The organism is Streptomyces sp. RKAG337 (assembly GCF_023701715.1).
GTDB lineage: Bacteria > Actinomycetota > Actinomycetes > Streptomycetales > Streptomycetaceae > Actinacidiphila.
In genome coordinates this window covers 6,466,402-6,490,473 of record NZ_JAJOZA010000001.1, presented here as the reverse complement: position 1 = coordinate 6,490,473, position 24,072 = coordinate 6,466,402, and the positions used below count along the sequence as shown (strand labels likewise).

Here is a 24,072-nt window from a genome sequence, read left to right as displayed (position 1 = left end):
CCGGACCTGCCAGGCCGGTGCCGTAAGGGCGTGCCACGCGCCGTGACGGGATGCCACAATCCCGCCATGGAGACGGTTGAGTTCATCGAGATCCTGCGCCGGAACGGAACGCTGCTCGCCGATGCGGCCGAGCAGGCCGGCCTGGACGCACCGGTGCCGCCCTGCCCCGACTGGCGGGTGCGCGACCTCGTACAGCACACCGGAATCGTCCATCGCTGGGCGACCGGATTCATCGTCGAAGGCCGGGAGGAACCCGCGCCGATCGAGGGCAAGGTGCCGGACGACGGCGCGCTGCTCGACTGGTACCGCGAGGCGCACGCCGACCTCGTGGCCGCGCTCACCGCCGCCCCGGCGGATCTGCGGTGCTGGCACTTCTTCACCGCCCCCTCGTCGCTGGAGTTCTGGGCGCGGCGCCAGGCGCACGAGACGGCCGTCCACCGGGTGGACGCCGAGGCCGCGCTCGGTGTCGGCCCTTCCCCCGTGACCACGGCCTTCGCCACCGACGGCGTGGACGAGCTGCTGGCCGGATTCCACACCCGTCCCCGCAGCCGGGTCCGCAGCGAACCGCCGCGCACCCTGCGCGTCCGGGCGGTGGACGCGCCCGCCGGCACGGGTGACTGGCTGGTCCGGCTCTCCCAGGAGGCCCCGCGGGTGGAGCGCGGGGCGCCGGGCGCGGCCGACTGCACGGTGAGCGGATCCGCCGCCGACCTCTACCTCGCCCTGTGGAACCGCGGACCGTACGACGGGCTCGACGTTTCCGGGGACGCGGAGCTGGTGGAGCTGTGGCGGCGGGTCTCCCCCATCACATGAGGCGCTTCGGTGCGCGGGCCCGGTGGTTCAGTCGTCGAGACCCCGGGCCCGGCGGAAGCGGGCGGCGGCGACGTCCAGGTCGACGATCGGTTCCGGGTACTCCAGGGCGGCGCGTTCGGCCGCGGGCAGCCGCCAGGGCCGGTGGACCGCCCCGCCGGGGATGCCCGCCAGCTCCGGAACGTAGCGGCGTACGTAGCTGCCGTCCGGGTCGAAGCGCTTGGCCTGGGTGAGCGGGTTCAGCACGCGGTTGGGGCGGGTGTCGGTGCCGGTGCCCGCCGCCCACTGCCAGTTGAGCTGGTTGTTCGCCACATCCGCGTCGACCAGCAGCTCCTGGAAGTGCCGGGCGCCGGTCCGCCAGTCGGCGTAGAGCGTCTTGGTGAGGAAGCTCGCGGCCAGCAGCCGTGCCCGGTTGTGCATCCAGCCCTCCTGCTGGAGCTGGCGCATCGCGGCGTCGACGATCGGATAGCCGGTGCGGCCCGCGCGCCAGGCGTCGATCTCGTCCGCGTCGGCGCGCCAGTGGTCGCCCCGGGTCCGGTAGTCGCGGTGCGCGGCGGCGGGGCGGGCGGCCAGCACCTGGTGGTGGAAGTCCCGCCAGGCCAGCTGCCGTACGAAGGCGTCCGCGCCCGCGCCGCCGAGGGCCGTCGCCCGGTGCACCAGTTCGGCGGCCGACAGGCAGCCGAAGTGCAGATAGGGCGAGAGCCGCGAGGTGAGGTCGCCCGGCAGGTCGTCGTGCCCGTCGGCGTACTCCTCCAGCGGGCCGTCCAGCCAGCGGCCGAGCCGCCGGCGGGCCGCCGTCTCGCCGCCCTCGGGCAGCGTGGGCGACGGTGTACCGCCGGCCAGCGACGAGGGCGACGGCAGCGACCCGTACCGGACCCGCGCGCCGGGAATCCGCCGCGGCGCGGGCAGCGGTTCCCGGACGCCCTGCTCCGCCCAGCGTCTGAAGTACGGGGTGAAGACGGCGTAGTGGTCCTTGCCCTGCGGCGTCACGGCGCCCGGGGCGACGGCGGTCACCACCGCCTCGTGCACCACCAGGAGGCGGCCGTCGAGTTCCAGGGCCTGGCGCAGCCGCTCCTCGCGGCGCTGGGCGTAGCCGCTGACGCCGGCCGCGATGTGCACCTGCGCCGCGCCGGCCTCCGCGGCCACCGCGCGGACCTGTTCGGTGACGTCGCCGGTGCGCAGGGCCAACCGGGCTCCGGTGCGGCGCAGCCGGGCGTCGAGGTCGGCGAGGCAGCCGGCCAGGAAAGCGGCGCGGTTGGGGGTGGGAAAACCGGTGTCGCGGATCGCGTGGTCCACGACGAAGAGCGGGACGACCTGGTCGGCCGAGCCCAACGCGCCGCGGAGCGAGGGGTTGTCGTGCAGCCGGAGGTCGCTGGTGAACAGCGCGATGGAGACGGACATACCGCCAAGAGCTACCGACCCCGGCGGCCCGGAACCGGCCGACACGCGGAGGGCACGGTCACGCACTACTCGAAGGAGACGGTCACGCGGTGCCGAGCATGCGCTCCAGGACGGCACGCTGGCCGGGCCGGGCCACGTCGTACCGGGTGCGCCCCAGGTCGGTGATCCCGACCCGTACGCCGCGCCGGTCCTCGTCGCAGATCCCGCGGTTGACCAGGCCGTCCTTCTCCAGCCGGGCCACCAGCCGGGACAGCGCGCTCTGGCTCAGATGGACCCGGTCGGCCAGTTCCTGGACGCGGAAGGTGCAGCCGCCGTCCGCCGGATCCCCGCCGGCGAGGACGTCGAGGACCTCGAAATCGCTGGCCCCCAGACCGTGCTGATGCAGCTCACGGTCGAGTTCGCACGCCGTACGCGCGTGGACGGCGAGGATCGCCCGCCATTGCTCCACGAGCGCTCGCTCACCTTTGTCACCGGTCATCTCTAGACGGTAGCAGAAAAACGACGCTAGATGCGCAAGCATTAAATGCACTTGCATTGGATGCATGCGCATGTAGTCTGCTCCGCATGACCTCTCCGTCCTCCACCGTCCGCGCTACCGAAGCGAGTTGGAACGCCCGCCAGTGGGGCACCCTGCTGGTGCTCTGCGCGGCGCTGTTCCTCGACGCGCTCGATGTATCGATGGTGGGCGTCGCCCTCCCCTCGATCGCCCACGACCTCGACCTCACCACCGCCTCGCTCCAGTGGATCGTCAGCGGCTACATCCTCGGCTACGGCGGCCTGCTGCTGCTCGGCGGCCGCGCCGCCGACCTGCTCGGACGCCGCCGGGTCTTCCTGATCGCGCTCGGCGTCTTCGCCGGCGCCTCGCTGCTGGCCGGCGTCGTCGACTCCGGTGAGCTGCTCATCGCCACCCGGTTCATCAAGGGTCTGAGCGCCGCGTTCACCGCGCCCGCCGGACTGTCGATCATCACCACCTCGTTCGCCGAGGGCCCGATCCGCAACCGGGCGCTCACCATCTACGCCTCCTGCGGCGCGACCGGCTTCTCGATGGGCCTGGTGCTCTCCGGGCTGCTCACCGAGGTGGGCTGGCGCTGGACGATGCTGCTGCCCGCGCCGGTCGCCCTGATCGCCCTCGTCATCGGCCTCAAGCTCATCCCCAAGAGCCCCCGCGAGAGCGGTGCGGGACGCGGCTACGACCTGCCCGGCGCGCTGACCGGCACCGCCGCGATGCTGCTCCTCGTCTACACCGTCGTCGAAGCAGGACAGACCGGCTGGGGCTCGGCCCGCACCCTGGTGTCGTTCGCCGTCGTCGCCGTACTGCTGGCCGGCTTCGTCGCGATCGAACGGCGCTCCGCGCACCCGCTGATCCGGCTCGGGATCCTGCGCTCCCCCAACCAGATACGCGCCAACCTGGGCGGCGCCACCTTCATGGGGTCGTACATCGGCTTCCAGTTCCTCGTCACCCAGTACATGCAGTCCCTGCTCGGCTGGTCGGCGCTGCACACCGCGCTCGCGTTCCTGCCGGCCGGCGCGCTGGTGGCCATCGCCTCGCCCCGGATGGGGCCGGTGGTCGACCGGTTCGGCACCCCGCGGGTGATCACGGCGGGCTTCGCCTCGCTCGTCCTCGGCTATGTGCTCTTCCTGCGGGTCGACCTGTCACCGGACTACGCCCTCGACATCCTGCCGTCGATGCTGCTGCTCGGCACCGCCTTCACCCTCGCCTACTCGTCACTCAACATCCAGGCCACCAACGGGGTCCGCGACCATGAGCAGGGCATGGTCTCCGGTCTGCTCAACAGCTCCTTCCAGGTGGGCGGGGCGATCTTCCTGGCCATCGTGACCGCGGTGGTCACGTCGAGCGGCACCGGCTCCCCCAGTACGCCGCAGGCGGTCCTGGACACCTACCGGCCGGGGCTCGTGGTCGTCACCCTCATCGGGGTGGCGGGGCTGCTGATCACCGTCACCGGGCTGCGCAAGCGCCGTCCGGCCCACGAGATCGTCGTCGCGACGTCCGTCCCGTCGGCCTCCTCCATCGCATCGGACCCTTCCGTCGCGTCCGTCGCGTCCTCCGGTGTGCTCGCGGCGGAGACCGACGCGCAGCCGGTGGCGGTGCGCGACTGACCGACCGGTCCGCCGTACCACCCGGGATCCGACCAGTGTCCGGTCCCGCGCCACCAGGGAGGGCGCGGGGCCGGACGTCTCCCGTGGGCGCGGGAGCGTTTGCCGGACCGGCGGATTGTGCCGCCGGTCCCAGGGGAAGGGTGTTCCTATGCGCAGGACTCGGACACAGGCCGAACGGGACGCGACCACCGTCGAGATGATGTACGCGGCGGCGGCCGGAACGGTCTTCGCCGCGATCGCCTTCGCCCTGGTGGTGAGCCCGGTGCTCGCCGGGCGGGTGCACGGGGACGCCCGGCACAGCTGGGTGACCGCGGCCGTCGCCGTGGCGGTGGTGACCTTCTGCGGCACGGTGGCCGGCGTCCTGCAGCGCCACGAGAACCGCACGAGCGCGGCGCGGGACGTACCGGGCCGCGGAGAACCCCGCTGAGCCGGCTGGTTGCGAACCCCGGCCGGGTGCCGGTCCCCTTCGGTCAGCCGAGCCAGCCCGGGCGTACCAGCCCGGACTCATAGGCCAGGACGACGAGTTGGGCCCGGTCGCGGGCAGCGAGCTTGATCATGGCGCGGCTGACATGGGTCTTGGCGGTGAGCGGGCTGACGACGAGTCTGCGGGCGATCTCCTCGTTCGACAGGCCGATGCCCACCAGCGCCATCACCTCGCGTTCGCGGTCGGTGAGGTGTTCCAGGCCCGCGACGGTCGTCGGCTCCTTCGACCGGGCCGCGAACTCCGCGATCAGCCGGCGCGTCACGCCCGGCGAGAGGAGCGCGTCGCCCTCGACCACCGCCCGGACCGCCCGCAGCAGTTCCGCAGGCTCGGTGTCCTTGACCAGGAAGCCGGAGGCCCCGGCGCGGATCGCCTCGAAGACGTACTCGTCCAGCTCGAACGTGGTCAGGATGACCACCTTGACGCCGGCCAGCGCCGGATCCTCGGTGATGTGCCGGGTGGCCGCCAGACCGTCCATCCGCGGCATCCGGATGTCCATCAGGACGGCGTCCGGGGTGAGTTCGCGCACCAGCCGCAGCGCCGCCTCCCCGTCGTCGGCCTCGCCGACCACCTCGATATCGCTCTGGGCGTCGAGCAGCGCCCGGAAGCCGGCCCTCACCAGGACCTGGTCGTCGGCAAGCAGTACGCGGATCATCGGCCCTCTTCCTCGGTGGCGCCCGCCACGGTACCGGCCGCACCGGACGGCAGCCGCGCCAGCACGCGGAAGCCGCCACCGGGGCGCGGTCCGGCCTCGACCGTGCCGCCCAGCGCCGCGGCCCGTTCCCGCATGCCGAGCAGGCCGTTGCCGCCGCCGCTCCCGTCGCCCTCGGGCCGCTGCGACGAGGGTCCGTCGTCGTCCACGCTCAGTTCGACGCCCTCCGGCCCGTATCCGAGGCGGACGCGCGCGGTGCGCGAGCCGGAGTGCCGGACGATGTTGGTCAGCGCCTCCTGGATGATGCGGAAGGCGGCGAGGTCCGCGCCGGGCGGCAGCGGGAAGCGGGCTCCGGCGGTGGTGATGTCCACCTTCAGGCCGGCGCCTGCGGCCTGTTCTGCGAGTTCGGGCAGCCGGTCCAGGCCGGGGGCGGGCGACCGCGGCGCGTCACCCGGTGCCCGCAGGGTGCTGAGCACCTGCCGGACCTCGCCGAGCGCCTCCTTGCTGGCGGCTTTGATGGTGGTCAGCGCCGTACGGGCCTGCTCGGGGTGGTCGTCCATGAGCGCGAGGGCGACGCCTGCCTGCACGTTGATCACCGAGATGCTGTGCGCGAGGACGTCGTGCAGCTCCCGGGCGATCCGCAGCCGCTCCTCGTCGGCGCGCCGGTTCTCCGCCTCCTCGCGCTCCCGCCGCTCGCGCGCGATCCGCTCCCGGCGGGACCGGAACAGCTCGGCGCCGGCCAGGACGGCCAGCAGCCAGGCGGCGATGCCGGACGCGGCCATCCAGGACGAGGGTCCGTCGCCCTCCGGTGGCAGCCAGCGGTACAGCCACTGGCCGACCAGCAGTTCCCCGGCGTAGACCACACCGGCGATGATCAGCACGGCGCGGCGGCGGCCCGCTCCGATGGCGGCGAAGAAGGCCACGACCACGCTGAGGAAGACCGGCCCGTACGGGTAGCCGAGCGCGAGATACGCGCCGGCGACGGCGGCGGTGCCGGCGGCGACGAACACCGGCAGGCGGTGGCGCAGCGGCAGCATCGCCGGTCCTGCCAGCAGCAGTACGTAGGCGAGCGCGTCCAGGTGCACGCGGCCCGTCTGGTTCCGCGCCGCTCCGTTGGAGCCGACGAGCTGCGCGACCGCCACGGCGATCGAGGACATCCAGGGGTAGCGGGTGGCGATGCCACGGAACCGGGATGCCCGGGGCGACTCCTGGTCTGTCATGCCGCAACGCTAGACCGGCGGCCCGGTGGCCGTCGTCCGCTGTCGGTGGTCATCGTCTCTACTCCGCCGGGAGTACACCGGCGGGGGACAGCCCGACCTGGCCGGCCAGCGCGCCCACGGCCTGGTCGAAGAACGCGCCGCGGGCCTCCAGCACGCGGTTGAACTGGCCGAAGAGCTCGAAGCTCAGCAGTCCGAAGAGCTGGGCCCAGCTGCTGACCAGCGCGGCGACGACCGGGATGGGGAGCTCGGGGCCCAGCTCCGCCGCCAGCCGGGCGGCGTCCGCCCTGACCGGCGCGGCCAGCGGCGATCCGGGGGGCGGGCCGAGGGTGCCGGCCGCGTGCGCCTGCCGCACCACGGCGACCAGCGTGAGCGGAACGCGGGAGGCGGGGCCCACGGTGTCCATCGGGGCGATGTAGCCGGGCACCGGCGAGCCGTAGATGAGGGCGTACTCGTGCGGGCGCACCAGGGCCCAGTCGCGCACCGAGCGGCAGACCGCGACCCAGCGCGCGTGCGGGGCGTCGCCGGCCGTGCGGGCGAGGGCGGCCTCGGCCTCCGCCCCCATGGCGTCGTACGCGTCGATGATGAGCGCGGTGAGCAGCTCGTCCCGGCTCGGGAAGTAGCGGTAGAGGGCCGAGGAGACCATGCCCAGCTCGCGCGCCACCGCACGCAGGGAGAGGCGGGACGCGCCCTCGGCGGCCAGCTGCCGTCTCGCTTCTTCCTTTATGGCGGCGGTTACTTCGATTCGGGCCCGTTCCCTGGCTCCACGGATCACACTCATGTCGTCCAGTCTGCCATCTTCCGGAGCATCGGCCAACAATGAGAGCACCGCTCTTGTTTTTTCCGGACGGCGGTGCCAGGCTGGAGTCAAGCGAGAGCACCGCTCTCCATTTCCCCCAGGAGCACCGATCATGGCCGACCGCGAGCACGTCAAGAAGCCCGGCTGGTTCACCGTCAACGTCCTCAACCCCCTGGTCGCGTGGCTGACCCGGCGCGGGCTGAGCATCTGGGGATCGCGGGTGCTGGCCGTGAAGGGCCGTAAGAGCGGCGAATGGCGGCGCACCCCCGTCAACCTGCTGACGGTCGGCGAGGAGCGCTACCTGGTGGCCCCGCGCGGCCACGTCCAGTGGACGCACAACATGCGGGCCGCCGGCGGCGGGCAGCTGATCCTCGGCCGGAAGACCGAGGAGTTCACCGCTACCGAGATCGCCGATGACGACAAGCCCGTGCTGCTGCGCGCCTACCTCAAGCGCTGGAAGGCCGAGGTCGGGGTGTTCTTCGGCGGCGTCGGACCCGATTCGACCGACGAGGAGCTGCGCGCGATAGCGCACAAGCACCCCGTCTTCCGGGTCACCACCTCGGGCTGACGGCGACCCGGCGGCGGACGGCCTCCGGGGGTGGGTACGTGGCTACGGGGTACGTGGCTACGGGGCGAAGGTCACCTCGACCTTGGTGAACCCGAGCGAGGTGAGCAGCCGCTGCAGCATCGACTGGGTGTTGGCCTCCGCGCGTTTGCCCAGCTCGGTCGCCTTGGCCGCGTCCTGGATCTTCTGCGCGGCCAGTTCGTTCAGCTGCTTCTCGTTCCCGGGGTTGTTGCCCAGGAAGTCGCCGAGCCGGTCGAAGAAGCCCCGCTGCTGGGAGACCACATAGGAGTTCTTCGGGTCGAGGGCGGTGCGCTCCAGCTCCGCGTGGGGCAGCCGGATGGTCGCGGCGGTGCGGTCGGCGGAGACGGTGACCGCGTCCTTGCCGACCTTGCCCAGGTCCACATAGGAGTCGACGCTGCCCGCGCCGACATACAGCGTCCGCTTGCCCTTCACCGAGTCGGGAAGGAAGGTCGCGTCCTTCTGCAGATCGACGACGACCTGGAAGTTCCCGCTCGCGCCCTGGAAACGGCTCATGTCCTGGATCGACTTCAGGACCACGGGACCGCTGCGGTCCTTGGTCTTCTCGCCGAACGGATTGGGGATTCCGGGAAGCAGGTCTGCCTTGGCGAAGAGAAAGAAAAGCCCGGCCAGGACCACCACCGTGGCGGTCAGCCTGGCCCACCACGGCATCCGGCCCGCATTGTCGCGCAACACCATGTCGACGGCACCTCCTGGGAAGTCGCCTTCCCCTCAAGTGCCGTTCCATGGCCCGCCGTTACGAACGGTCCAGCGCCCACAGCGCGCGGCGGGCGAGCGGATGGTTACGGACCAGGTCCGCGAGGGTGCCCTTACCGCGGGTGATCCCCGCGAAGGCGTTCCAGGCCGGCGGGAAGGTGGTGAGAACGGCGTGCAGCAGACCGGGGCGCTTCTCGAACAGGGCCAGCATCCGCCGCCCCACCCCCATCTCCACACCGAGCCCGGCCTTAACGGCGAAGGCGTAGTTCAGCGCCTGCCGGCGGGCGTCGACCGCGTCGTGCGCCTCGGAGATCCGGACCGCCCACTCCCCCGCCAGCCGTCCGGAGCGCAGGGCGAACGAGATGCCCTCGCGGGTCCACGGCTCCAGCAGCCCCGCCGCGTCACCGCACACCAGGACCCGGCCGCGGGAGAGCGGGGAGTCGTCGGAACGGCAGCGGGTGAGATGCCCGGAGGAGATGCTCGGTTCGAAACCGGCCAGCCCGAGGCGGGCGATGAAGTCCTCGAGATAGCGCTTGGTCGCGCTGCCGTCGCCCCGCGCGGAGATCACTCCGACGGTGAGGGAGTCGCCCTTGGGGAACACCCAGCCGTAACTGCCGGGCAGCGGGCCCCAGTCGATGAGCACCCGGCCGGCCCAGTCCTCGGCCACCGCCGCCGGCACCGGGATCTCGGCCTCCAGGCCGAGGTCGACCTGGTCCAGCTTGACCCCGACGTGAGCTCCTATCCGGCTGGCGCTGCCGTCGGCGCCGACCACCGCACGGGCCAGCACGGTCGCCCCGCCGCTGAGCACGACGGCGACCGTCCGCCGGTCGGGCACGGCCGGGCCGTGCTGCTCCACGCGGGAGACGGTCACCCCGGTCCGCAGCACGGCCCCGGCCTCCTGCGCCGTCCGGACCAGGGCCTCGTCGAACTCGGGGCGGTTGATCAGGCCGAACAGCATGTGCCGCGAGCGCTTGGTGCGGGACAGCTTGCCGTTGAGGCTGAAGGTGACCGCGTGCACGCGGTCCCGCAGCGGAAGCTCGAAGCCGGGCGGCAGCGAGTCGCGGGAGGGGCCGATGATGCCGCCGCCGCAGGTCTTGTAGCGCGGGAGTTCGGATTTCTCCAGCAGCAGCACTCTGCGGCCGGCGGCGGCCGCCGCATGGGCGGCCGAGGCACCACCGGGGCCGGCACCGACCACCACGACATCCCAGACCGTGTCGTCCGTCCCGTCGTCCGCCGAACCGCTGCCCTGCGCCGCTTGCTCGCTGCTCACGTGTGATTCCGCTCCCGCTCGACCCGCCGACTCTCGTCGCCCCTGCTCAGCCGCATCCTATGGCGAGAACCCCGCTCCGACCGCTGTGGCACCATCGGCAACGTCCACTTGTGCGCACGAACACACCATCACACCCGCAAGGAGCGCCCATGCAGGCCGTCCCGCTCTCCGAAACCGTCGCCTCCCTCATGCCGCGCGCCCGCGCGGAACTCGCCGAGCTCGTGTCGTTCGCTTCGGTCGCCGACGAACGCCAGTTCCCGAGGAGCGGCTGCGAGAAGGCCGCCGGCTGGGTCGCCGACGCGCTGCGGGCCGACGGCTTCCAGGACGTGGCACTGCTGGACACCCCGGACGGCACCCAGTCCGTCTACGGCTTCCTTCCCGGACCGCAGGGCGCGCCGACCGTGCTGCTGTACGCGCACTACGACGTGCAGCCGCCGCTGGACGAAGCCGCCTGGATCTCCCCGCCGTTCGAGCTGACCGAACGGGACGGCCGCTGGTACGGGCGCGGCGCGGCGGACTGCAAGGGCGGCATCCTGATGCACCTCACGGCGCTGCGCGCCCTGCGCGAGCACGGCGGGTCCCCGGTGAACATCAAGGTGATCGTCGAGGGTTCGGAGGAGCAGGGCACCGGCGGCCTGGAGCGCTATGTCGAGGCGCACCCCGAGCTGCTGACGGCCGACGCGATCGTGATCGGCGACACCGGCAACTTCCGGGTCGGGCTGCCGACGGTCACCGCGACGCTGCGCGGTATGGCCATGGTCGAGGTGAAGGTCGAGACCCTCGGCGGCAATCTGCACTCGGGCCAGTTCGGCGGTGCGGCCCCGGACGCGCTCGCCGCGCTCATCCGCATGCTCGGCACCCTGCGCGACGAGAACGGCGCCACCACCGTCGACGGGCTGGCCGCGGACGGCCGGTGGGAAGGACTGCAGTACCCGGAGGACGACTTCCGCAAGGACGCCAAGGTGCTCGACGGGGTCGGCCTCGTCGGCACCGGCACGGTCTCGGACCGGGTCTGGGCCCGGCCGTCCGTGACCGTGCTGGGCATCGACTGCCCGCCGGTGGTGGGCGCGACCCCCTCCGTCCAGGCGAGCGCGGGAGCGGTGGTCAGCCTCCGGGTGCCGCCGGGCATGGACGCGCAGGAGGCCGCCGACGCGCTCATCGCGCATCTGCGGGCGGCCGCCCCGTGGGGAGCCCGGGTCGAGGTCACCCAGCGCGGCAGCGGCCAGCCGTTCCGTGCCGACACCACCAGCCCGGCGTACACCGCGATGGCCGACGCCATGCGCACCGCGTACGGCCAGGAGCTGGAGATCGCCGGTCAGGGCGGGTCGATCCCGCTGTGCAACACCCTGGCCACGCTGTACCCCGAGGCGGAGATCCTGCTGATCGGCCTGAGCGAGCCGGACGCCCAGATCCACGCGGTGAACGAGAGCGTCTCCCCGCAGGAGCTGGAACGGCTGTCGCTGGCCGAAGCGCTGTTCCTGGGCCAGTACGCCGCGTCCAAATCCGTATGAGCTGACGGGGTCCCGCCGCTGAGCGGCGGGACCCCGTCAGACGGTTCACTCGACGGGCCGGCCGGCTTCCAGGTTCAGCGGGACACCGCGCTCGCGGGCCCGCAGCGCCCAGTGCAGCCGGTCCAGCCGTACCGGCGGCAGCAGCCCGGCGGCCTCGTCCTCGGTGACGAACCGCCAGCCGCGCAGTTCGGCCCCGGGGAGCAGCAGCCGCTCGGCGTCGGCGGCGGGTATGCGGCCGCCGTCGAAGAGCAGCCGCATCCCGCCGAAGCCCGGTGGCGCCGGCGGCTCCCAGTCGACGACCAGCAGCCTCGGCACCACGGCGAGTTCGATGCCCAGTTCCTCGGAGACCTCACGCAGTCCCGCCTGCGCCGGTGCCTCGCCCCGCTCGACGACTCCGCCCGGGAACTCCCAGCCCGGTTTGTAGGTCGGATCGACGAGCAGCACCCGGTCCCGCTCGTCGAAGAGCAGCACCCCGGAGGCGACGGTCTCCGCCGTGGGTTCCGGGGTCTGCACGATGTCGCAGCGCCCCACGCCCTGGCGCAGCGCCTCGGCTATTCGCTCCGCGGTCTGCCGGGGCGTCAGCTTCGCCGTCCTGATGACGTACGCGTCGGTGCTGAGCCAGGACAGTGCGTCCAGGTACTCCGGAAGGTGGTTCCCGGACCAGCGGCGCGCCGGCGCGCCGGCGCCGAGCGGGAGCGGCAGCCCGCCGGCCGGCCCGCCTTCCAGCCGTTCGCCGGGGTTCGGCCGCAGCTCCTCCTCCGCCTCCTCCCGACGGGCGAGACGCTCCCGCAGGATCGTTTCCCCTGGGTCGAGCAGCACATGCCGCACCACGATTCCGCGCGAGGCCAGACCGCCGAACAGCTCGTCCCGGTACTCCTGCCGCAGCAGTGTCGCCGGGACGACCAGCACTCCCCCGACCTCCTGAAGCAGTGCGGCGGCGGTGTCGACCACCAGCCGCCGCCAGATCTGCAGGTCCTGGAGGTCGGTCACCTCCTGGAGCCGCTTCTCGGACAACAGTTGGCCGAGTCCCGTACCGACGACCTCCGGATCGTAGAGAGTGCTGCCCGGCAGTAGGTCCAGCAGTTCGCGTGCGGCGCTGGTCTTCCCCGCGCCGACCGCCCCGTTCACCCAGACGATCACGGTGCCCCCTTCTCCGTAGCCCCCTACGAATTGCCCGGATCATCGCTATCGGCAAACGCGCAGTACCGGCCATCGGCTCGTACCGGCCCCCGCCGGCGCTGTCCCAAAGGCCTGCCGAAGGCCCGCCGACGTCCTACCGGCAGCCTTCCGAGGCGCCTCTCCGCGCACGGCCGGAAGAAGTTCTCCCGCCGTGTCGATCCGGGGCGGCCCCGTTCGACGCATGAGTAGAAGCACGGTCCGGCCGGCGCGCGGCGCCGGAGCACCCGCCCCGGACACCGTCCCCCCTCACCCCAGGAGCAGCATCATGACCACGACCCACTCCGCGTCCCCGTCCGTGGACCGCCCCGCCGCGGCACGGCAGCTGTCCGCCGCCGCAGCGGGCCGGCGGCGGCGCGTCCGGGCCGCCGCCGCGGCCGGTGCCGTCGTCGCCACCTGCGCGGTCTGGGCCGTGTGCCGCGCCACGGGGGCGGACTTCGCGCTCGCCGACTCCATGGGGAGAACGGTCATCAACCTGCCGGTGGTGGCCGTCTTCAGCCTGCTGTTCGCGCTCCTCGGCTGGGGCGGCCTGGCCCTGCTGGAGCGCTTCACCCGGCACGCCCGCACCGCGTGGACCGCGCTCGCCACGGCGGTGCTGCTGCTGTCGCTGCTGCCGGTCTTCGCCGAGGAGGCCACGACGGCGACCAAGGTCTCCCTGTGCCTGGTGCACGCGGCCGTGGCCGCGGTTTTCGTCCCGGCGCTGCGCCGGACCACCCGCTGACAGCGGGGCCCCTGCCCGCGTCATCCCTTCTCAGCATCACCGTGATCGGCATCACCGTGATCGGCAACTTGTCGCCGGAGGACATGAAGACCGGCGCGCACAGGAAGTCGTTGTACATCCAGGTGAACTGCAGCGTGGCGAGCTCGGCGACCGCCGGCCGGCACAGCGGCAGCGTGATGCGCCGGTACCGGGTCCACACGCCCGCGCCGTCGACGATCGCCGCCTCGATGATCTCCATCGGCGGGGTGCGCAGGAAATTGGCGAGAACGAATACGCAGAAGCCGGTCTGGAAGGCCACCTGGACGGCGATGACGGCCCGACCGCCATTTCCAGCGGTATGACGCTGCGTCACTCCTGGCGGCGCGGAGCCCAGCGCGATATGTCCTCGCGTCGCGGGCTCCGCGCACCGCCGGTCATCGGAGCGCTGGTCAGCCTTCGAGGGCGAACTCCGGTGAGAACTCGGCCAGTCCGAGCGCCTGGGCGGCCGCCGCCGCGGCGCCGACCAGACCCGCGTCGGTGCCCAGCAGGGCCGGAACCACCTCGATCCCGGCGGCGAACGACAGCGTCGCGTAGCGCGCCAGGTGCGCGCGCAGCGGGCCGAAGAGCACGTCCCCGGCGCCGGCGACCCCGCCGCCGATCACCACGACCCGCACCTCGACCAGCGTCGCGGTGGCGGCGATGCCGGCGGCGAGCGCCTGCGCGGCCCGGTCGAAGGAGGCCAGCGCGACCGGGTCGCCGGCGCGCGCGGACTGCGCCACGGCGGCGGCCGTCGGCTCGGCGCCGCCGGCCGGCACCCAGCCGTTCTCCAGGGCCCGGCGGACGATGTTCGGTCCGCTGGCCAGCCGCTCCACACAGCCGCGCGACCCGCACGGGCAGGAGTCGCCGTCGAGGTCGACGCTGATGTGGCCGATGTGGCCCGCGTTCCCCGTGGGGCCCGGCAGCAGGGCACCGCCGAGCACCAGCCCGCCCCCGACGCCGGTGGAGACGACCATGCAGAGCGCGTTGTCGTACCCGCGGGCGGCGCCCAGCCAGTGCTCGGCCGCCGTCATCGCGACGCCGTCGCCCGTCAGGACGACCGGAAGGGCGTCGGCCGCCCGCGCCACCCGCTCGACCAGCGGGAAGTCACGCCAGCCGGGAACGTTGACCGGGCTGACGGTGCCCCGCGAGGCGTCCACCGGGCCCGCGCTGCCGATGCCGACGGCCACCACCCGCCGCCATCCGCCGTCCAGGCGCAGCTCGCCGAGAACCTCCCCGACGGCGCGCATCACCGTCTCCCCGTCCTGCTTGGCGGGGGTCGGCCGCAGCGCGCGCACGAGCAGCCGGCCGCTCGCGTCGACCAGAGCGCCGGCGATCTTCGTTCCGCCGATGTCCAGTGCGGCGATCAGCGAGCCTGCGGCGCGGTCGGAGTGCATCGGGTTCCGTTCTCCCTCTCATTGGCCGGATACCCGCACGTGACGCGGGGTTAGGAGTAGTGTTTCCTTTCGCTGACAACGTTGTCCATTCATTGCGGCAAGGAATATCGCGACAGTGACCCATACCCCGGGGCATGCCCCCCGCCCCACCATGAAGGACGTCGCGGCGCGGGCCGGAGTCGGGCTCAAGACGGTCTCCCGGGTGGTCAACGAGGAACCGGGGGTCACCCCGGACACCATCCAGCGGGTCCGGGAGGCGATCGACGCCCTCGGTTTCCGGCGCAACGACAGCGCACGGCTGCTCCGCACCGGACGGACGGCCAGCATAGGTCTGGTGCTGGAGGACCTCGCCGACCCCTTCTACTCGCCGCTGAGCCGGGCCGTCGAAGAGGTCGCCCGCGCGCACTCGACCCTGCTGTTCACCGGTTCCAGCGCGGAGAACGCCGAACGCGAGCAGGAACTGGTCCTCGCGTTCTGCGCCCGCCGGGTGGACGGCCTGGTCGTGGTGCCCGCCAGCGACGACCACCGCTATCTGGAGCCGGAGATCGACGCCGGGGTCTCGACCGTCTTCGTGGACCGGCCGGCCGGCGGCATCGACGCCGATGTCGTCCTCTCCGACAGCGCGGGCGGCACCCGTGAGGGCGTCGCCCATCTGATCGCGCACGGCCACCGCAGGATCGGCTTCATCGGCGACGAGCTCCGGATCCACACCGCGAACGAGCGGCTGCGCGGCTACCGCGAGGCGATGGCCGCCGCGGGGCTGCCGGTGAGCGAGGAGTGGATCTCGATGGGCCGCACCGCGCCCGAGCGGGTACGCGCCGCGCTGACGGCGATGCTGGCGGGCCCGGAACCGGTCACGGCGCTGTTCGCCGGCAACAACCGGGTCACCGTCACCGCGGTGCGGGTGCTCGTCGGCGAGCTGCGTCCGGTCGCCCTGGTGGGGTTCGACGACTTCGAGCTCGCCGACCTGCTGCGGCCCGCGGTCACCGTGATCGCGCAGGACGCCGTCGGGCTGGGACGGGCGGCCGCGAAGCTGCTCTTCCGCCGGCTGGACGGCGGATCGGACAAGCCGCGCCGGATCGAGCTGCCCACCCGGCTGATCGTGCGCGGCTCGGGCGAGATCCCGCCGGCGCCGTAGCCGACGGCCACGGTGCCCGGCCGGAGACGGTGGTGCCCGGCCGGGCGCCGTCAGGGCGCGCCGGCCGGGCACGGTCGGAGGGACGCCCTCCCAGGGCTCAGCGGCCGGCCAGGGCGTCCAGTTCCGCGCGGCCGAGCGCCGTGCGGGCGGTGACCTCTTCGAGGTCGACGGCGCCGCAGTCCAGGCCGCGCAGCAGGTAGCCGCTGAGCGCCTTGGCGGTGGCGGGCTCGTCCATCACATCGCCGCCGGCCTTGGCCACGTACGCCGCGAGCCGGGCCGCGGCGGTGTCGAGGCCCTCGCGGTAGAAGGCGTAGACGGCGGCGTAGCGGGTGGGCAGGTGGCCGGGGTGCATGTCCCAGCCCTGGTAGTAGGCGCGGGCGAGCGAGCGGCGGACGAGGCCGTGGTGCAGCCGCCAGGCGTCGTGCACCTGGGCGGTCGGGCCGACCGGCAGCACGTTCGTGGAGCCGTCGGAGAGCCGGACGCCGGTGCCCGCCGCGGCGACCTGCATCACGGCCTTGGCGTAGTCGGCGACCGGGTGGTCCATCGACTGGTAGGCGGCACTGACCCCGCAGGAGGCGCTGTAGTCGAAGGTGCCGTAGTGCAGTCCGGTGGCGCGGCCCTCGGCGGCGTCGATGAGGCGCGGCACGGTGGCGGTGCCGTCGGGGCCCAGGATCGACTGGGTCGTCTCGATCTGGATCTCGAAGCCGATGCGGCCGGGCGTCAGGCCGTGCGCCTTCTCGAACTCCTCGCAGAGCCGGACCATCGCGGTGACCTGCTGCGGGAACGTCACCTTCGGCAGCGTCAGCACCAGTCCGTCCGGAAGGCCGCCGGACCGCATCAGGGTGCTGAGGAAGATGTCCAGGGTGCGGATCCCGCGGTCGCGGACGGCCGCCTCCATGCACTTCATCCGGATGCCGATGTACGGGGGCGCGCTCCGGTCCGCGACGGCGGCCGAAACGATCCGGGCGGCGGCCACGGCCGCGGCGTCCTCCTCGGCGTCCGGGCGCTGTCCGTAGCCGTCCTCGAAGTCGATCCGCAGATCCTCGACGGGCTCGCGCTCCAGCTTGGCGCGCACCCGGTCGTGCACCGGCCCGGCGAGCTCGTCGGTCAGGCCCAGCACCCGCGCGAGGGCCTCCGCGTCCGGGGCGTGCTCATCGAGTGCGGCGAGCGCCTGCCGGCCCCAGCTGCGGACGGTGTCGGCGGTGAAGGCGTCGGCGGGGACGTAGACGGTGTGCACCGGCTGCCGGGTGCCCGGGTCCCCGGGGTAGCGGCGGGCCAGCTCCGCGTCGGTCGCGGCGAGCGAGGCACCGATGCCCTCTCGTACCGCGTCCGCCAACGTCGTGCCGACCGTCTCACCCTGCGTCATGCGCCAGCCTCCCGAACTTCAACAAACCGTTGAAGGGAAGCTATCCGCGCCGCGGGACCGGGTCAACACCCGGGCCGGCCCGATGTCGGCGTAAAACGCGATTTCCTGTTCTTTCCCGGCCCTGCGGACCGGGCGGAACGCACGACGGCCCCCGCACGCGCCAGGCGTGCGGGGGCCGTCGGAGGAGTTCCGCGGGATCAGCCCTTACGGGCGGTGATCTCCTCGGTCAGCTGCGGGACGACCTGGAAGAGGTCGCCGACCACGCCGTAGTCGACCAGGTCGAAGATCGGCGCCTCGGCGTCCTTGTTGACCGCCACGATCGTCTTCGAGGTCTGCATGCCGGCCCGGTGCTGGATGGCGCCGGAGATGCCGTTGGCGACGTAGAGCTGCGGCGAGACCGACTTGCCGGTCTGGCCCACCTGGTTGGTGTGCGGGTACCAGCCGGCGTCCACCGCGGCGCGGGACGCGCCGACGGCCGCACCGAGCGAGTCGGCGAGCGCCTCGATGATGTGGAAGTTCTCGGCGCCGTTGACGCCGCGTCCACCCGAGACCACGATCGCGGCCTCGGTCAGCTCCGGGCGGCCGGTGGACTCACGCGGGGTGCGCGTGAGGACCTTGGTGCCCGTGGCCAGCTCGCCGAAGGAGACGGCGAGCTGCTCGACCGCGCCGGCGGCCGGGGCGGCCTCCGGGGCGGCGGAGTTCGGCTTGACGGTGATGACCGGCACGCCGGTGGTGATCCGCGACTTGGTGGTGAACGACGCGGCGAACACCGCCTGCGTGGCGACCGGGCCACCGTCGCCCGGCTCGACGTCGGTGGCGTCGGTGATGATGCCGGAGCCGAGGCGCAGCGCGAGGCGGGCCGCGATCTCCTTGCCCTCCGCGGAGGACGGCACCAGGACGGCCACCGGCTCCACAGCCTTGGCGGCGGCCTGCAGCGCGTCCACCTTCGGTACGACGAGGTAGTCGGCGAACTCGGCCGCGTCGGCGGCCAGCACCTTGACCGCACCGTACTCGGCGAGCACGGGGGCGGCGGTGTCGACGCCGGCGCCGAGGAAGACGGCGACGGGCTCGCCGATCCGGCGGGCCAGGGTCAGCAGTTCGAGAGTCGGCTTGCGGACGGCACCGTCCACGTGGTCGACGAGGACGAGGACTTCACCCATGGGTACGGTCTCCTGCGAAATCTGTAGGGGCGGGGGCGGATGGGTCGCGGCTCAGATGAACGTCAGCCTCGCGAGGCTGCTCTAGATGAACTTCTGCTCCGCAAGGAAGGCGGCAAGCTGCTTGCCGCCCTCGCCCTCGTCCTTGACGATCGTGCCGGCGGTGCGCGCCGGGCGCTGCGTGGCCTCGTCCACCGTGGACCAGGAGCCGGCGAGGCCGACCGTGGCCTCGTCGATGTCCAGGTCGGACAGGTCCAGGGACTCCACCGGCTTCTTCTTGGCGGCCATGATGCCCTTGAACGACGGGTAGCGGGCCTCGCCCGACTGGTCGGTCACGGAGATCAGGGCGGGGAGGGACGCCTCGAGCTGCTCGCTCGCCGCGTCGCCGTCACGGCGGCCGGTCACCTTGCCGTCGGCGACGGACACCTCGGACAGCTGGGTCACCTGCGGGACGCCGAGGCGCTCCGCGAGGATCGCCGGCAGCACGCCCATGGTGCCGTCGGTGGAGGCCATGCCGCACACGACCAGGTCGAACCCGGCGTGCTCCACGGCCTTGGCGAGCACCAGCGAGGTACCGAACACGTCGGTGCCGTGCAGTGCGTCGTCCTCGACGTGGATGGCCTTGTGGGCGCCCATCGACAGCGCCTTGCGCAGCGCGTCCTTGGCGTCCTCGGGACCGACGGTCAGTACCGTGATCTCGGCATCGTCGGCGGCGTCGGCGATCTGCAGCGCCTGCTCGACCGCGTACTCGTCGAGCTCGGACAGCAGACCGTCAACAGCGTCGCGGTCAGTGGTCAGGTCCTCGGCGAAGTGACGGTCGCCCGTGGCGTCGGGCACGTACTTCACACAGACAACGATCCTCAAGCTCACGCCTGCTCTCCTACTGCTTAGTCTCGTCAACTGCCCTTGCAGGCAGCATAGGCGCCTTAGCGGGGCGGCCCCCCACCGGCACGCACCAGCGTTCCAACAGAAGGTTACTCGCCAGTACACCCAGCTCCTCACCCGTAAGCAAGGGTGATGAACTGTGACGTTGCCGACGCCACGGCCCGGAACGGGTCAGTGGCGCAGCCCGTTGAAGCCGCCCTGGTGGTAGAGCAGCGGGCTGCCGGGGCCCGTCGGGTCGCCCGCGACGGCCTGCGCCACCACGATCCGGTGGTCACCCGCGGGGATGCGGGCCAGCACACGGCAGACCAGCCAGGCGGAGACCTCGCCGAGCACCGGCACGCCGTGCGGCCCCTCGCGCCAGTCGGTGGCCGGGCCGAACCGGTCGGCGCCGCTGCGCGCGAAGGTCGCGGCCAGCGCTTCCTGGTGGTCGCCGAGCACATGGACGCCGACGTACGGGACCTCGGACAGCGTGGGCCAGCTGGAGGAACCGGTACTGATGCCGAACGAGAGCAGCGGGGGTTCCGCCGATACGGAGGTGAGCGAGGTGGCCGTGAAACCCACCGGCCGGTCGCCTGCCGCGGTGATCACGGCGACACCGGCCGCGTGGCGGCGGAACACCGAGCGGAAGACGGCCGGGTCGAAGCCGGCGGCGGTGCCGGGATGTGTGCCGAGGTCGGTCAGGGCAGTCATGGAGTTGTCCTTCTGGAGCGGTCGGGCCGGAGGCGAATGGTCGTCTGGGGCGCTCAACAACTCGGACAGCGCGCACTCGAATGGCGACCGAGATCGACATCCGCGCGCGTGTGAAGAAGGGGGTCTCGCGACATAACGTCAGAGTGACGATGGCAGACGGGCCCCGTCAAGAGCCGCCCCGGATTTGGGATCCCCATCACAAGATCACCGGCCTGGATCGCCGGCCCGGATCGCCGGACCGGCTGCGCAATCCGCGGGCCGGCCGTCACACCGCGGCGCCGAGCGCCGCGATCACATCCACCTTGCGGGGCTGGCCGGCCGCCCTGCGTACCACCGCGCCGCTCGCATCGAGCACTAGGACGGTCGGGGTCTTGAGGATCGCCAGCCTGCGGACGAGTTCCAGGTGGGCCTCCGCGTCGATCTCGACGTGCGTCACCCCTTCGACCATGGTGGCGATCTCGTCGAGCGTCCGCCGGGTGGCCCGGCACGGGGCGCAGAAGGAGCTGGAGAACTGCACCAGCGTGGCTCGCGCGCCGAGCGGCCCGCCGATCTCGGCAGCCGTCAGCCGCTCCTGGCCGTCCTTCGTCCGCACCCGAATCCTCCCGTTCCGGCGCTGGTGCACCAGGCCGAACGCGCTCGCCGCCGCGAGGACAGCGAGGCACACCACCAATCCCGTCATCTTTTTCCTCCCGCAGCGGTGCAGCGTTCACGGGACCGCAATGATTCCCGTGGGGCCGGGTGCGCCCCGGTCCGGGATCATCGGCTCCATGAACGCGATGAATGCCGCGAACGCCGCCCCCGCCTCCGGCCTCGATGTCCGGGGGCCCCGCTTCGGCGCCGTCCTCACCACGGTCGTGCTGGCCGCCGTGCTGGTCACCGGGAGTGGCTGGCTGCTGGCCGTGCAGGCGGTGGTCTTCGCGACCGGCGCCGTGGCGGGCGTGCGGCGCTCCCCCTACGGCTGGCTGTTCGCCACCGTCGTGCGGCCCCGGCTCGGGCCGACGCAGGAGACCGAGGACCCCGCGCCGCCGCGCTTCGCGCAGGCGGTGGGACTCGTCTTCGCGGTCATCGGGCTGGCCGGCTATTTCGCGGGACCGCAGTGGCTGGGTATGGCGGCGACCGGCTGCGCGCTGGCCGCGGCGTTTCTCAACGCCGCCTTCGGGTACTGCTTGGGGTGCGAGATGTACCTCTTGTTCCGGCGTGCGACGAGGTGACGTGACGAGAATCTCGCGGGATCGTGGGCACGCAAGGTGACACGGGGCACGTTGTCGGTGCACGATCCATCAGCGACCGGAACCTACGGGCGCGTAACTTCCGCCGGGAGAGCCGCCCCCGGAGAGAGCAGGTACCCGGACATGGCTGAACTCGTCTATCCCCCGGTCATCGGCGTTGCCCGCACCATGTTCCGTGTGCAGGGGCTGCGCTTCGACATCGGCGGCACGGAGAACGTACCGCGCAAGGGCGGAGCCCTGCTGGTCTCCAACCACATCGGCTACCTGGACTTCGTCTTCGCCGGTCTGACGGCGCTGCCGAACAAGCGGCTGGTCCGTTTCATGGCGAAGGACTCGGTCTTCCGGCACAAGGTGTCGGGTCCGCTGATGCGGGCGATGAAGCACATTCCGGTGGACCGCTCGGAAGGCATGCACGCGTACGCGCACGCGCTGGACGCGCTGCGGGCCGGCGAGATCATCGGGGTCTTCCCCGAGGCGACCATCTCGCAGTCGTTCACCCTGAAGTCGTTCAAGTCCGGCGCGGCGCGGCTCGCCGAGGAAGCCGGCGTACCGCTGCTCCCGATGGCCCTGTGGGGCACCCAGCGGCTGTGGACCAAGGGGCACCCGCGCCATCTCGGCCGCAACAGGTTCCCCATCACCATGCGGGTCGGCGAGCCGATGCGGGCGAACGACGGCGAGAAGCCGGGCGCGCTCACCCGGCGGCTGCGGATGCGCGTCCAGGAGCTGCTGGAGGACGCGCAGCGCGCCTACCCGGGCAAGCCGAGCGGCCCCGACGACCGGTGGTGGCTGCCCAGCCACCTCGGCGGCACCGCGCCCACCCCCGAAGAGGCCGCCGAGCTGGACCGTGCGGACCGCGACGAGCGGGCGGCCAGGCGCTGACCCACCGCGCCGCGGCTCCCGGCCGGGTTCAGTCCGCCTCGCGGACCGTCACCTCGGCCGCGGGGCTCAGCAGGCGCAGCCCTTCGGCGAGCTCGCCCGCGGCGGTGTGCAGCTCGTCGAGCGGCATCGGTGCGAGGCGTTCGAGCAGGAAGACGGCGTTGACGGAGTCCTCCGTCAGCCGGGTGCGGACGCCCTGACGCCAGTTCCAGCGGCGGCAGGTGACCCCGGTGTCGTCCTGCCAGACGACCTCGCCGGGCTCGGGGTGCTCGACGACCGGCTCGCCACCGGCCGCGGTCTCGAACTTCTCGTCGCCGCCGGCCCGCACCAGCCGCATCCCGCCGAGGATGTGGTCGGTGTCCTCGCCGCCGACCGGCACCAGATGGGCCACGCTGACGGCGTTGTAGAGGTCGACGAGGAGGTTGATCCTCGGCAGCCCGCCGTCGGCGAGCGCGCGCCTGGCCAGCGCCTCGGCGGAGTTGCGGGTGCGGGACGGCTTGGCGCCGAAGGCGCTGTACGCGTCCCGCCAGGCCGCGAGGTGCGGGTCCTCGTGCGGGGCGCGGCCGGCCAGCCGTGCGGTGAGCCGGCGCACGGCGTCGTCGAGCAGCGCGGAGCTCCGCTCGTCGCTCGGCCCGTTGGTGAGGCCGCGGGCCTCGACGACGAGCGGGACGAAGCCGGGTACGAGGTCGTGCACCTCGGGGGCCACGGTGATGTTCAGGGGCTGAGCGGTGTTCGTCGGGGGCATCGCAGACCTTGGTTCCTTGACGGGGACGGCGTTCACAGCGCGGTGGGCAGCAGCTGCCACAGGTGCGGCCGGTCGGTGGCGCGCTGCAGAGATTCCAGCACGGCCGGCGGCGGGGCGGCGTACACCACCGGGTAGTCGGCCTCGCCGAACTCGGGACGGACCCGCCAGGCGAGCCGCTCCCGCTCCACCGAGAACCGCGCGTCCACACCCGGCTTGTTGCCCCGCGGGTCCTGCCGCGCCCAGCGCGTCCGCCCGGGCAGCAGGACGGCGACGAGGCCGTGCACCAGCGGATTGCCACCGGCTTCGTCGGTGAGGCGCTGGTAGCAGAGCCCGGTGGGGATGCCCTCGGCCCGCAGCAGCGCGGTGAGGGCGTGCGACTTGGCGTGGCAGATGCCGGTGCGCAGCCGCAGGACGTCCGAGGCGCGCCAGGTCACCCGGGGGTCGCCGGCGTCGCCGGAGTGCGGAACGGTGTCGCGGACGAACTCGAAGGCCGCCCGGGCGTAGTCGTCGGGCCCGGTGGCACCGGCGCGCAGCCGTTCCGCGGTCTCGCGCACCAGCGGATGCTCATGGTCGATGACGTCGTCGGCGGCGAGATAGGCCGCAGGACCGGGTACGTCCTGGAGGAGTTCCATGTCCGGAACCCTAGGCAGGATCGCACTCTCGATCAATCGAAATACGGATCAGCGCATACCTATTCAGGATGCGGGCTAGGCGATCGCACCGTTCGTGGCGCCCGGCCCGGCGTCGTCCGCGTGCCGGGCCAGCGCGGACGCCAGATCGGCATGGATCTCGAAGACCCGCCCCAGCCGGGTGAGCCGGAGCAGCCTCGCGAAGGACGGATCGGCGCTGACGATCCGGATGCGGCCCCCGTTCTCGAGGGCACGCATCCGGAACCGGCAGAGCAGCGACAGACCGCTGCAGTCGATGAACGTCACGGGCCGCAGATCGATGACGAAGTCCGAGTCGGCCACCCGGGCGAGGGCGTCGAGGAAAGGGGACAGCCCCGCCGCGGCGAGGACGTCCAGTTCACCCCACAGCTCGACCACGGTGGTCCCGGCCACCGATCGCCGACTGGCGCCGAAGGCGGGCTGATCGTCGTACATGGCAGGCCCCCCACTCCT

The 24,072-nt window shown here is 72.6% G+C and carries 26 protein-coding genes and 1 pseudogene; 9 read left to right on the top strand and 18 right to left on the bottom strand.

The window, feature by feature from the left end:
• Window positions 1–66: 66 nt before the first annotated feature.
• Window positions 67–810 carry a maleylpyruvate isomerase family mycothiol-dependent enzyme gene (locus LNW73_RS28855; protein ID WP_250991892.1) on the top strand — a complete coding sequence of 248 codons (744 nt, stop codon included), beginning with the start codon at window positions 67–69 and terminating at the stop codon, window positions 808–810.
• A 27-nt stretch (window positions 811–837) separates the two neighbouring features.
• Here the strand turns inward: LNW73_RS28855 and LNW73_RS28850 are convergent, their stop codons facing one another.
• Both LNW73_RS28850 and LNW73_RS28845 read right to left on the bottom strand, forming a co-directional pair.
• Window positions 838–2,208, bottom strand: coding sequence for a cryptochrome/photolyase family protein (locus LNW73_RS28850; RefSeq protein WP_250991891.1), 1,371 nt, complete (start codon window positions 2,206–2,208; stop codon window positions 838–840).
• Window positions 2,209–2,290: 82 nt separating this feature from the next.
• Window positions 2,291–2,686 carry a MarR family winged helix-turn-helix transcriptional regulator gene (locus tag LNW73_RS28845; RefSeq protein ID WP_250991890.1) on the bottom strand — a complete coding sequence of 132 codons (396 nt, stop codon included), beginning with the start codon at window positions 2,684–2,686 and terminating at the stop codon, window positions 2,291–2,293.
• Between the two features lie 86 nt (window positions 2,687–2,772).
• Here LNW73_RS28845 and LNW73_RS28840 point away from each other — a divergent pair, with 86 nt between their 5' ends.
• Window positions 2,773–4,326: an MFS transporter gene (locus tag LNW73_RS28840; protein WP_250991889.1), complete on the top strand. Its 1,554-nt coding sequence runs from the start codon at window positions 2,773–2,775 to the stop codon at window positions 4,324–4,326.
• 148 nt (window positions 4,327–4,474) lie between these two features.
• Entirely contained in the window at window positions 4,475–4,753 is a 279-nt protein-coding gene (locus LNW73_RS28835; protein WP_250974798.1) for a DUF6332 family protein, read from the top strand.
• Window positions 4,754–4,796: 43 nt separating this feature from the next.
• Here the strand turns inward: LNW73_RS28835 and LNW73_RS28830 are convergent, their stop codons facing one another.
• The 3 genes from LNW73_RS28830 to LNW73_RS28820 are packed head-to-tail and all read right to left on the bottom strand — an operon-like array spanning window position 4,797 to window position 7,457.
• Window positions 4,797–5,462 carry a response regulator transcription factor gene (locus LNW73_RS28830; protein ID WP_250974799.1) on the bottom strand — a complete coding sequence of 222 codons (666 nt, stop codon included), beginning with the start codon at window positions 5,460–5,462 and terminating at the stop codon, window positions 4,797–4,799.
• The gene (locus tag LNW73_RS28825; protein ID WP_250991888.1) at window positions 5,459–6,679 is read right to left on the bottom strand and encodes a sensor histidine kinase; all 1,221 of its coding nucleotides are present in this window, start codon (window positions 6,677–6,679) and stop codon (window positions 5,459–5,461) included. Before LNW73_RS28825 ends, LNW73_RS28830 begins: the two co-directional genes overlap by 4 nt.
• A gap of 58 nt (window positions 6,680–6,737) precedes the next feature.
• Window positions 6,738–7,457 carry a TetR/AcrR family transcriptional regulator gene (locus tag LNW73_RS28820; protein WP_250991887.1) on the bottom strand — a complete coding sequence of 240 codons (720 nt, stop codon included), beginning with the start codon at window positions 7,455–7,457 and terminating at the stop codon, window positions 6,738–6,740.
• Between the two features lie 130 nt (window positions 7,458–7,587).
• Between LNW73_RS28820 and LNW73_RS28815 the strand changes: the two genes are divergently transcribed.
• Window positions 7,588–8,043, top strand: a complete 456-nt coding sequence (locus LNW73_RS28815) for a nitroreductase family deazaflavin-dependent oxidoreductase (protein WP_250974802.1) — start codon at window positions 7,588–7,590, stop codon at window positions 8,041–8,043.
• Between the two features lie 57 nt (window positions 8,044–8,100).
• On the opposite strand, the gene LNW73_RS28810 is transcribed toward LNW73_RS28815, so the two are convergent.
• Complete coding sequence (locus LNW73_RS28810) at window positions 8,101–8,757, bottom strand: DUF4230 domain-containing protein (RefSeq protein ID WP_374118212.1); 657 nt, start codon at window positions 8,755–8,757, stop codon at window positions 8,101–8,103.
• Between the two features lie 58 nt (window positions 8,758–8,815).
• Window positions 8,816–10,045, bottom strand: a complete 1,230-nt coding sequence (locus tag LNW73_RS28805; RefSeq protein WP_250991886.1) for a geranylgeranyl reductase family protein — start codon at window positions 10,043–10,045, stop codon at window positions 8,816–8,818.
• Between the two features lie 149 nt (window positions 10,046–10,194).
• Here LNW73_RS28805 and LNW73_RS28800 point away from each other — a divergent pair, with 149 nt between their 5' ends.
• Entirely contained in the window at window positions 10,195–11,556 is a 1,362-nt protein-coding gene (locus LNW73_RS28800; protein ID WP_250991885.1) for a dipeptidase, read from the top strand.
• A 45-nt stretch (window positions 11,557–11,601) separates the two neighbouring features.
• Here the strand turns inward: LNW73_RS28800 and LNW73_RS28795 are convergent, their stop codons facing one another.
• On the bottom strand, window positions 11,602–12,696 hold the full coding sequence (locus LNW73_RS28795) for an NUDIX hydrolase (RefSeq protein WP_250991884.1): 1,095 nt from the start codon (window positions 12,694–12,696) through the stop codon (window positions 11,602–11,604).
• Between the two features lie 304 nt (window positions 12,697–13,000).
• On the opposite strand from LNW73_RS28795, the gene LNW73_RS28790 reads away from it, so the two are divergent.
• A complete protein-coding gene (locus LNW73_RS28790; protein WP_250991883.1) occupies window positions 13,001–13,453 on the top strand; it encodes a DUF6069 family protein in 453 nt (150 codons plus the stop codon).
• A gap of 55 nt (window positions 13,454–13,508) precedes the next feature.
• On the opposite strand, the pseudogene LNW73_RS28785 reads toward LNW73_RS28790, so the two are convergent.
• A pseudogene (locus LNW73_RS28785) lies at window positions 13,509–13,769 on the bottom strand (ABC transporter permease subunit); the annotation flags it as partial.
• A 112-nt stretch (window positions 13,770–13,881) separates the two neighbouring features.
• Window positions 13,882–14,865 carry an ROK family protein gene (locus LNW73_RS28780; protein ID WP_250974808.1) on the bottom strand — a complete coding sequence of 328 codons (984 nt, stop codon included), beginning with the start codon at window positions 14,863–14,865 and terminating at the stop codon, window positions 13,882–13,884.
• 151 nt (window positions 14,866–15,016) lie between these two features.
• Here LNW73_RS28780 and LNW73_RS28775 point away from each other — a divergent pair, with 151 nt between their 5' ends.
• Window positions 15,017–16,003, top strand: a complete 987-nt coding sequence (locus tag LNW73_RS28775; RefSeq protein ID WP_250980057.1) for a LacI family DNA-binding transcriptional regulator — start codon at window positions 15,017–15,019, stop codon at window positions 16,001–16,003.
• A gap of 97 nt (window positions 16,004–16,100) precedes the next feature.
• Here the strand turns inward: LNW73_RS28775 and LNW73_RS28770 are convergent, their stop codons facing one another.
• From LNW73_RS28770 to LNW73_RS28750, 5 genes are all read right to left on the bottom strand, one after another.
• Window positions 16,101–17,369 (bottom strand): DUF6986 family protein, encoded by a 1,269-nt coding sequence (locus LNW73_RS28770; RefSeq protein ID WP_250991882.1) that lies wholly within the window; start codon window positions 17,367–17,369, stop codon window positions 16,101–16,103.
• A gap of 197 nt (window positions 17,370–17,566) precedes the next feature.
• A complete protein-coding gene (locus tag LNW73_RS28765) occupies window positions 17,567–18,529 on the bottom strand; it encodes an electron transfer flavoprotein subunit alpha/FixB family protein (RefSeq protein WP_250991881.1) in 963 nt (320 codons plus the stop codon).
• 81 nt (window positions 18,530–18,610) lie between these two features.
• Entirely contained in the window at window positions 18,611–19,396 is a 786-nt protein-coding gene (locus LNW73_RS28760; protein WP_250974811.1) for an electron transfer flavoprotein subunit beta/FixA family protein, read from the bottom strand.
• Window positions 19,397–19,582: 186 nt separating this feature from the next.
• On the bottom strand, window positions 19,583–20,101 hold the full coding sequence (locus LNW73_RS28755; RefSeq protein WP_250991880.1) for a flavin reductase family protein: 519 nt from the start codon (window positions 20,099–20,101) through the stop codon (window positions 19,583–19,585).
• 265 nt (window positions 20,102–20,366) lie between these two features.
• Complete coding sequence (locus tag LNW73_RS28750; RefSeq protein WP_138353871.1) at window positions 20,367–20,780, bottom strand: thioredoxin family protein; 414 nt, start codon at window positions 20,778–20,780, stop codon at window positions 20,367–20,369.
• An 88-nt stretch (window positions 20,781–20,868) separates the two neighbouring features.
• Between LNW73_RS28750 and LNW73_RS28745 the strand changes: the two genes are divergently transcribed.
• Both LNW73_RS28745 and LNW73_RS28740 read left to right on the top strand, forming a co-directional pair.
• Window positions 20,869–21,312, top strand: a complete 444-nt coding sequence (locus LNW73_RS28745) for a DUF4395 domain-containing protein (RefSeq protein ID WP_250991879.1) — start codon at window positions 20,869–20,871, stop codon at window positions 21,310–21,312.
• A 141-nt stretch (window positions 21,313–21,453) separates the two neighbouring features.
• Window positions 21,454–22,209 (top strand): lysophospholipid acyltransferase family protein, encoded by a 756-nt coding sequence (locus LNW73_RS28740; protein ID WP_250974814.1) that lies wholly within the window; start codon window positions 21,454–21,456, stop codon window positions 22,207–22,209.
• A gap of 28 nt (window positions 22,210–22,237) precedes the next feature.
• On the opposite strand, the gene LNW73_RS28735 is transcribed toward LNW73_RS28740, so the two are convergent.
• The 3 genes from LNW73_RS28735 to LNW73_RS28725 form a co-directional block, all read right to left on the bottom strand.
• Window positions 22,238–22,951 carry a B3/B4 domain-containing protein gene (locus LNW73_RS28735; protein WP_250991878.1) on the bottom strand — a complete coding sequence of 238 codons (714 nt, stop codon included), beginning with the start codon at window positions 22,949–22,951 and terminating at the stop codon, window positions 22,238–22,240.
• A 32-nt stretch (window positions 22,952–22,983) separates the two neighbouring features.
• Window positions 22,984–23,583, bottom strand: a complete 600-nt coding sequence (locus LNW73_RS28730; RefSeq protein WP_250991877.1) for a transglutaminase-like domain-containing protein — start codon at window positions 23,581–23,583, stop codon at window positions 22,984–22,986.
• A 75-nt stretch (window positions 23,584–23,658) separates the two neighbouring features.
• Window positions 23,659–24,054, bottom strand: coding sequence for an STAS domain-containing protein (locus tag LNW73_RS28725; protein WP_250974817.1), 396 nt, complete (start codon window positions 24,052–24,054; stop codon window positions 23,659–23,661).
• Window positions 24,055–24,072: the final 18 nt, after the last annotated feature.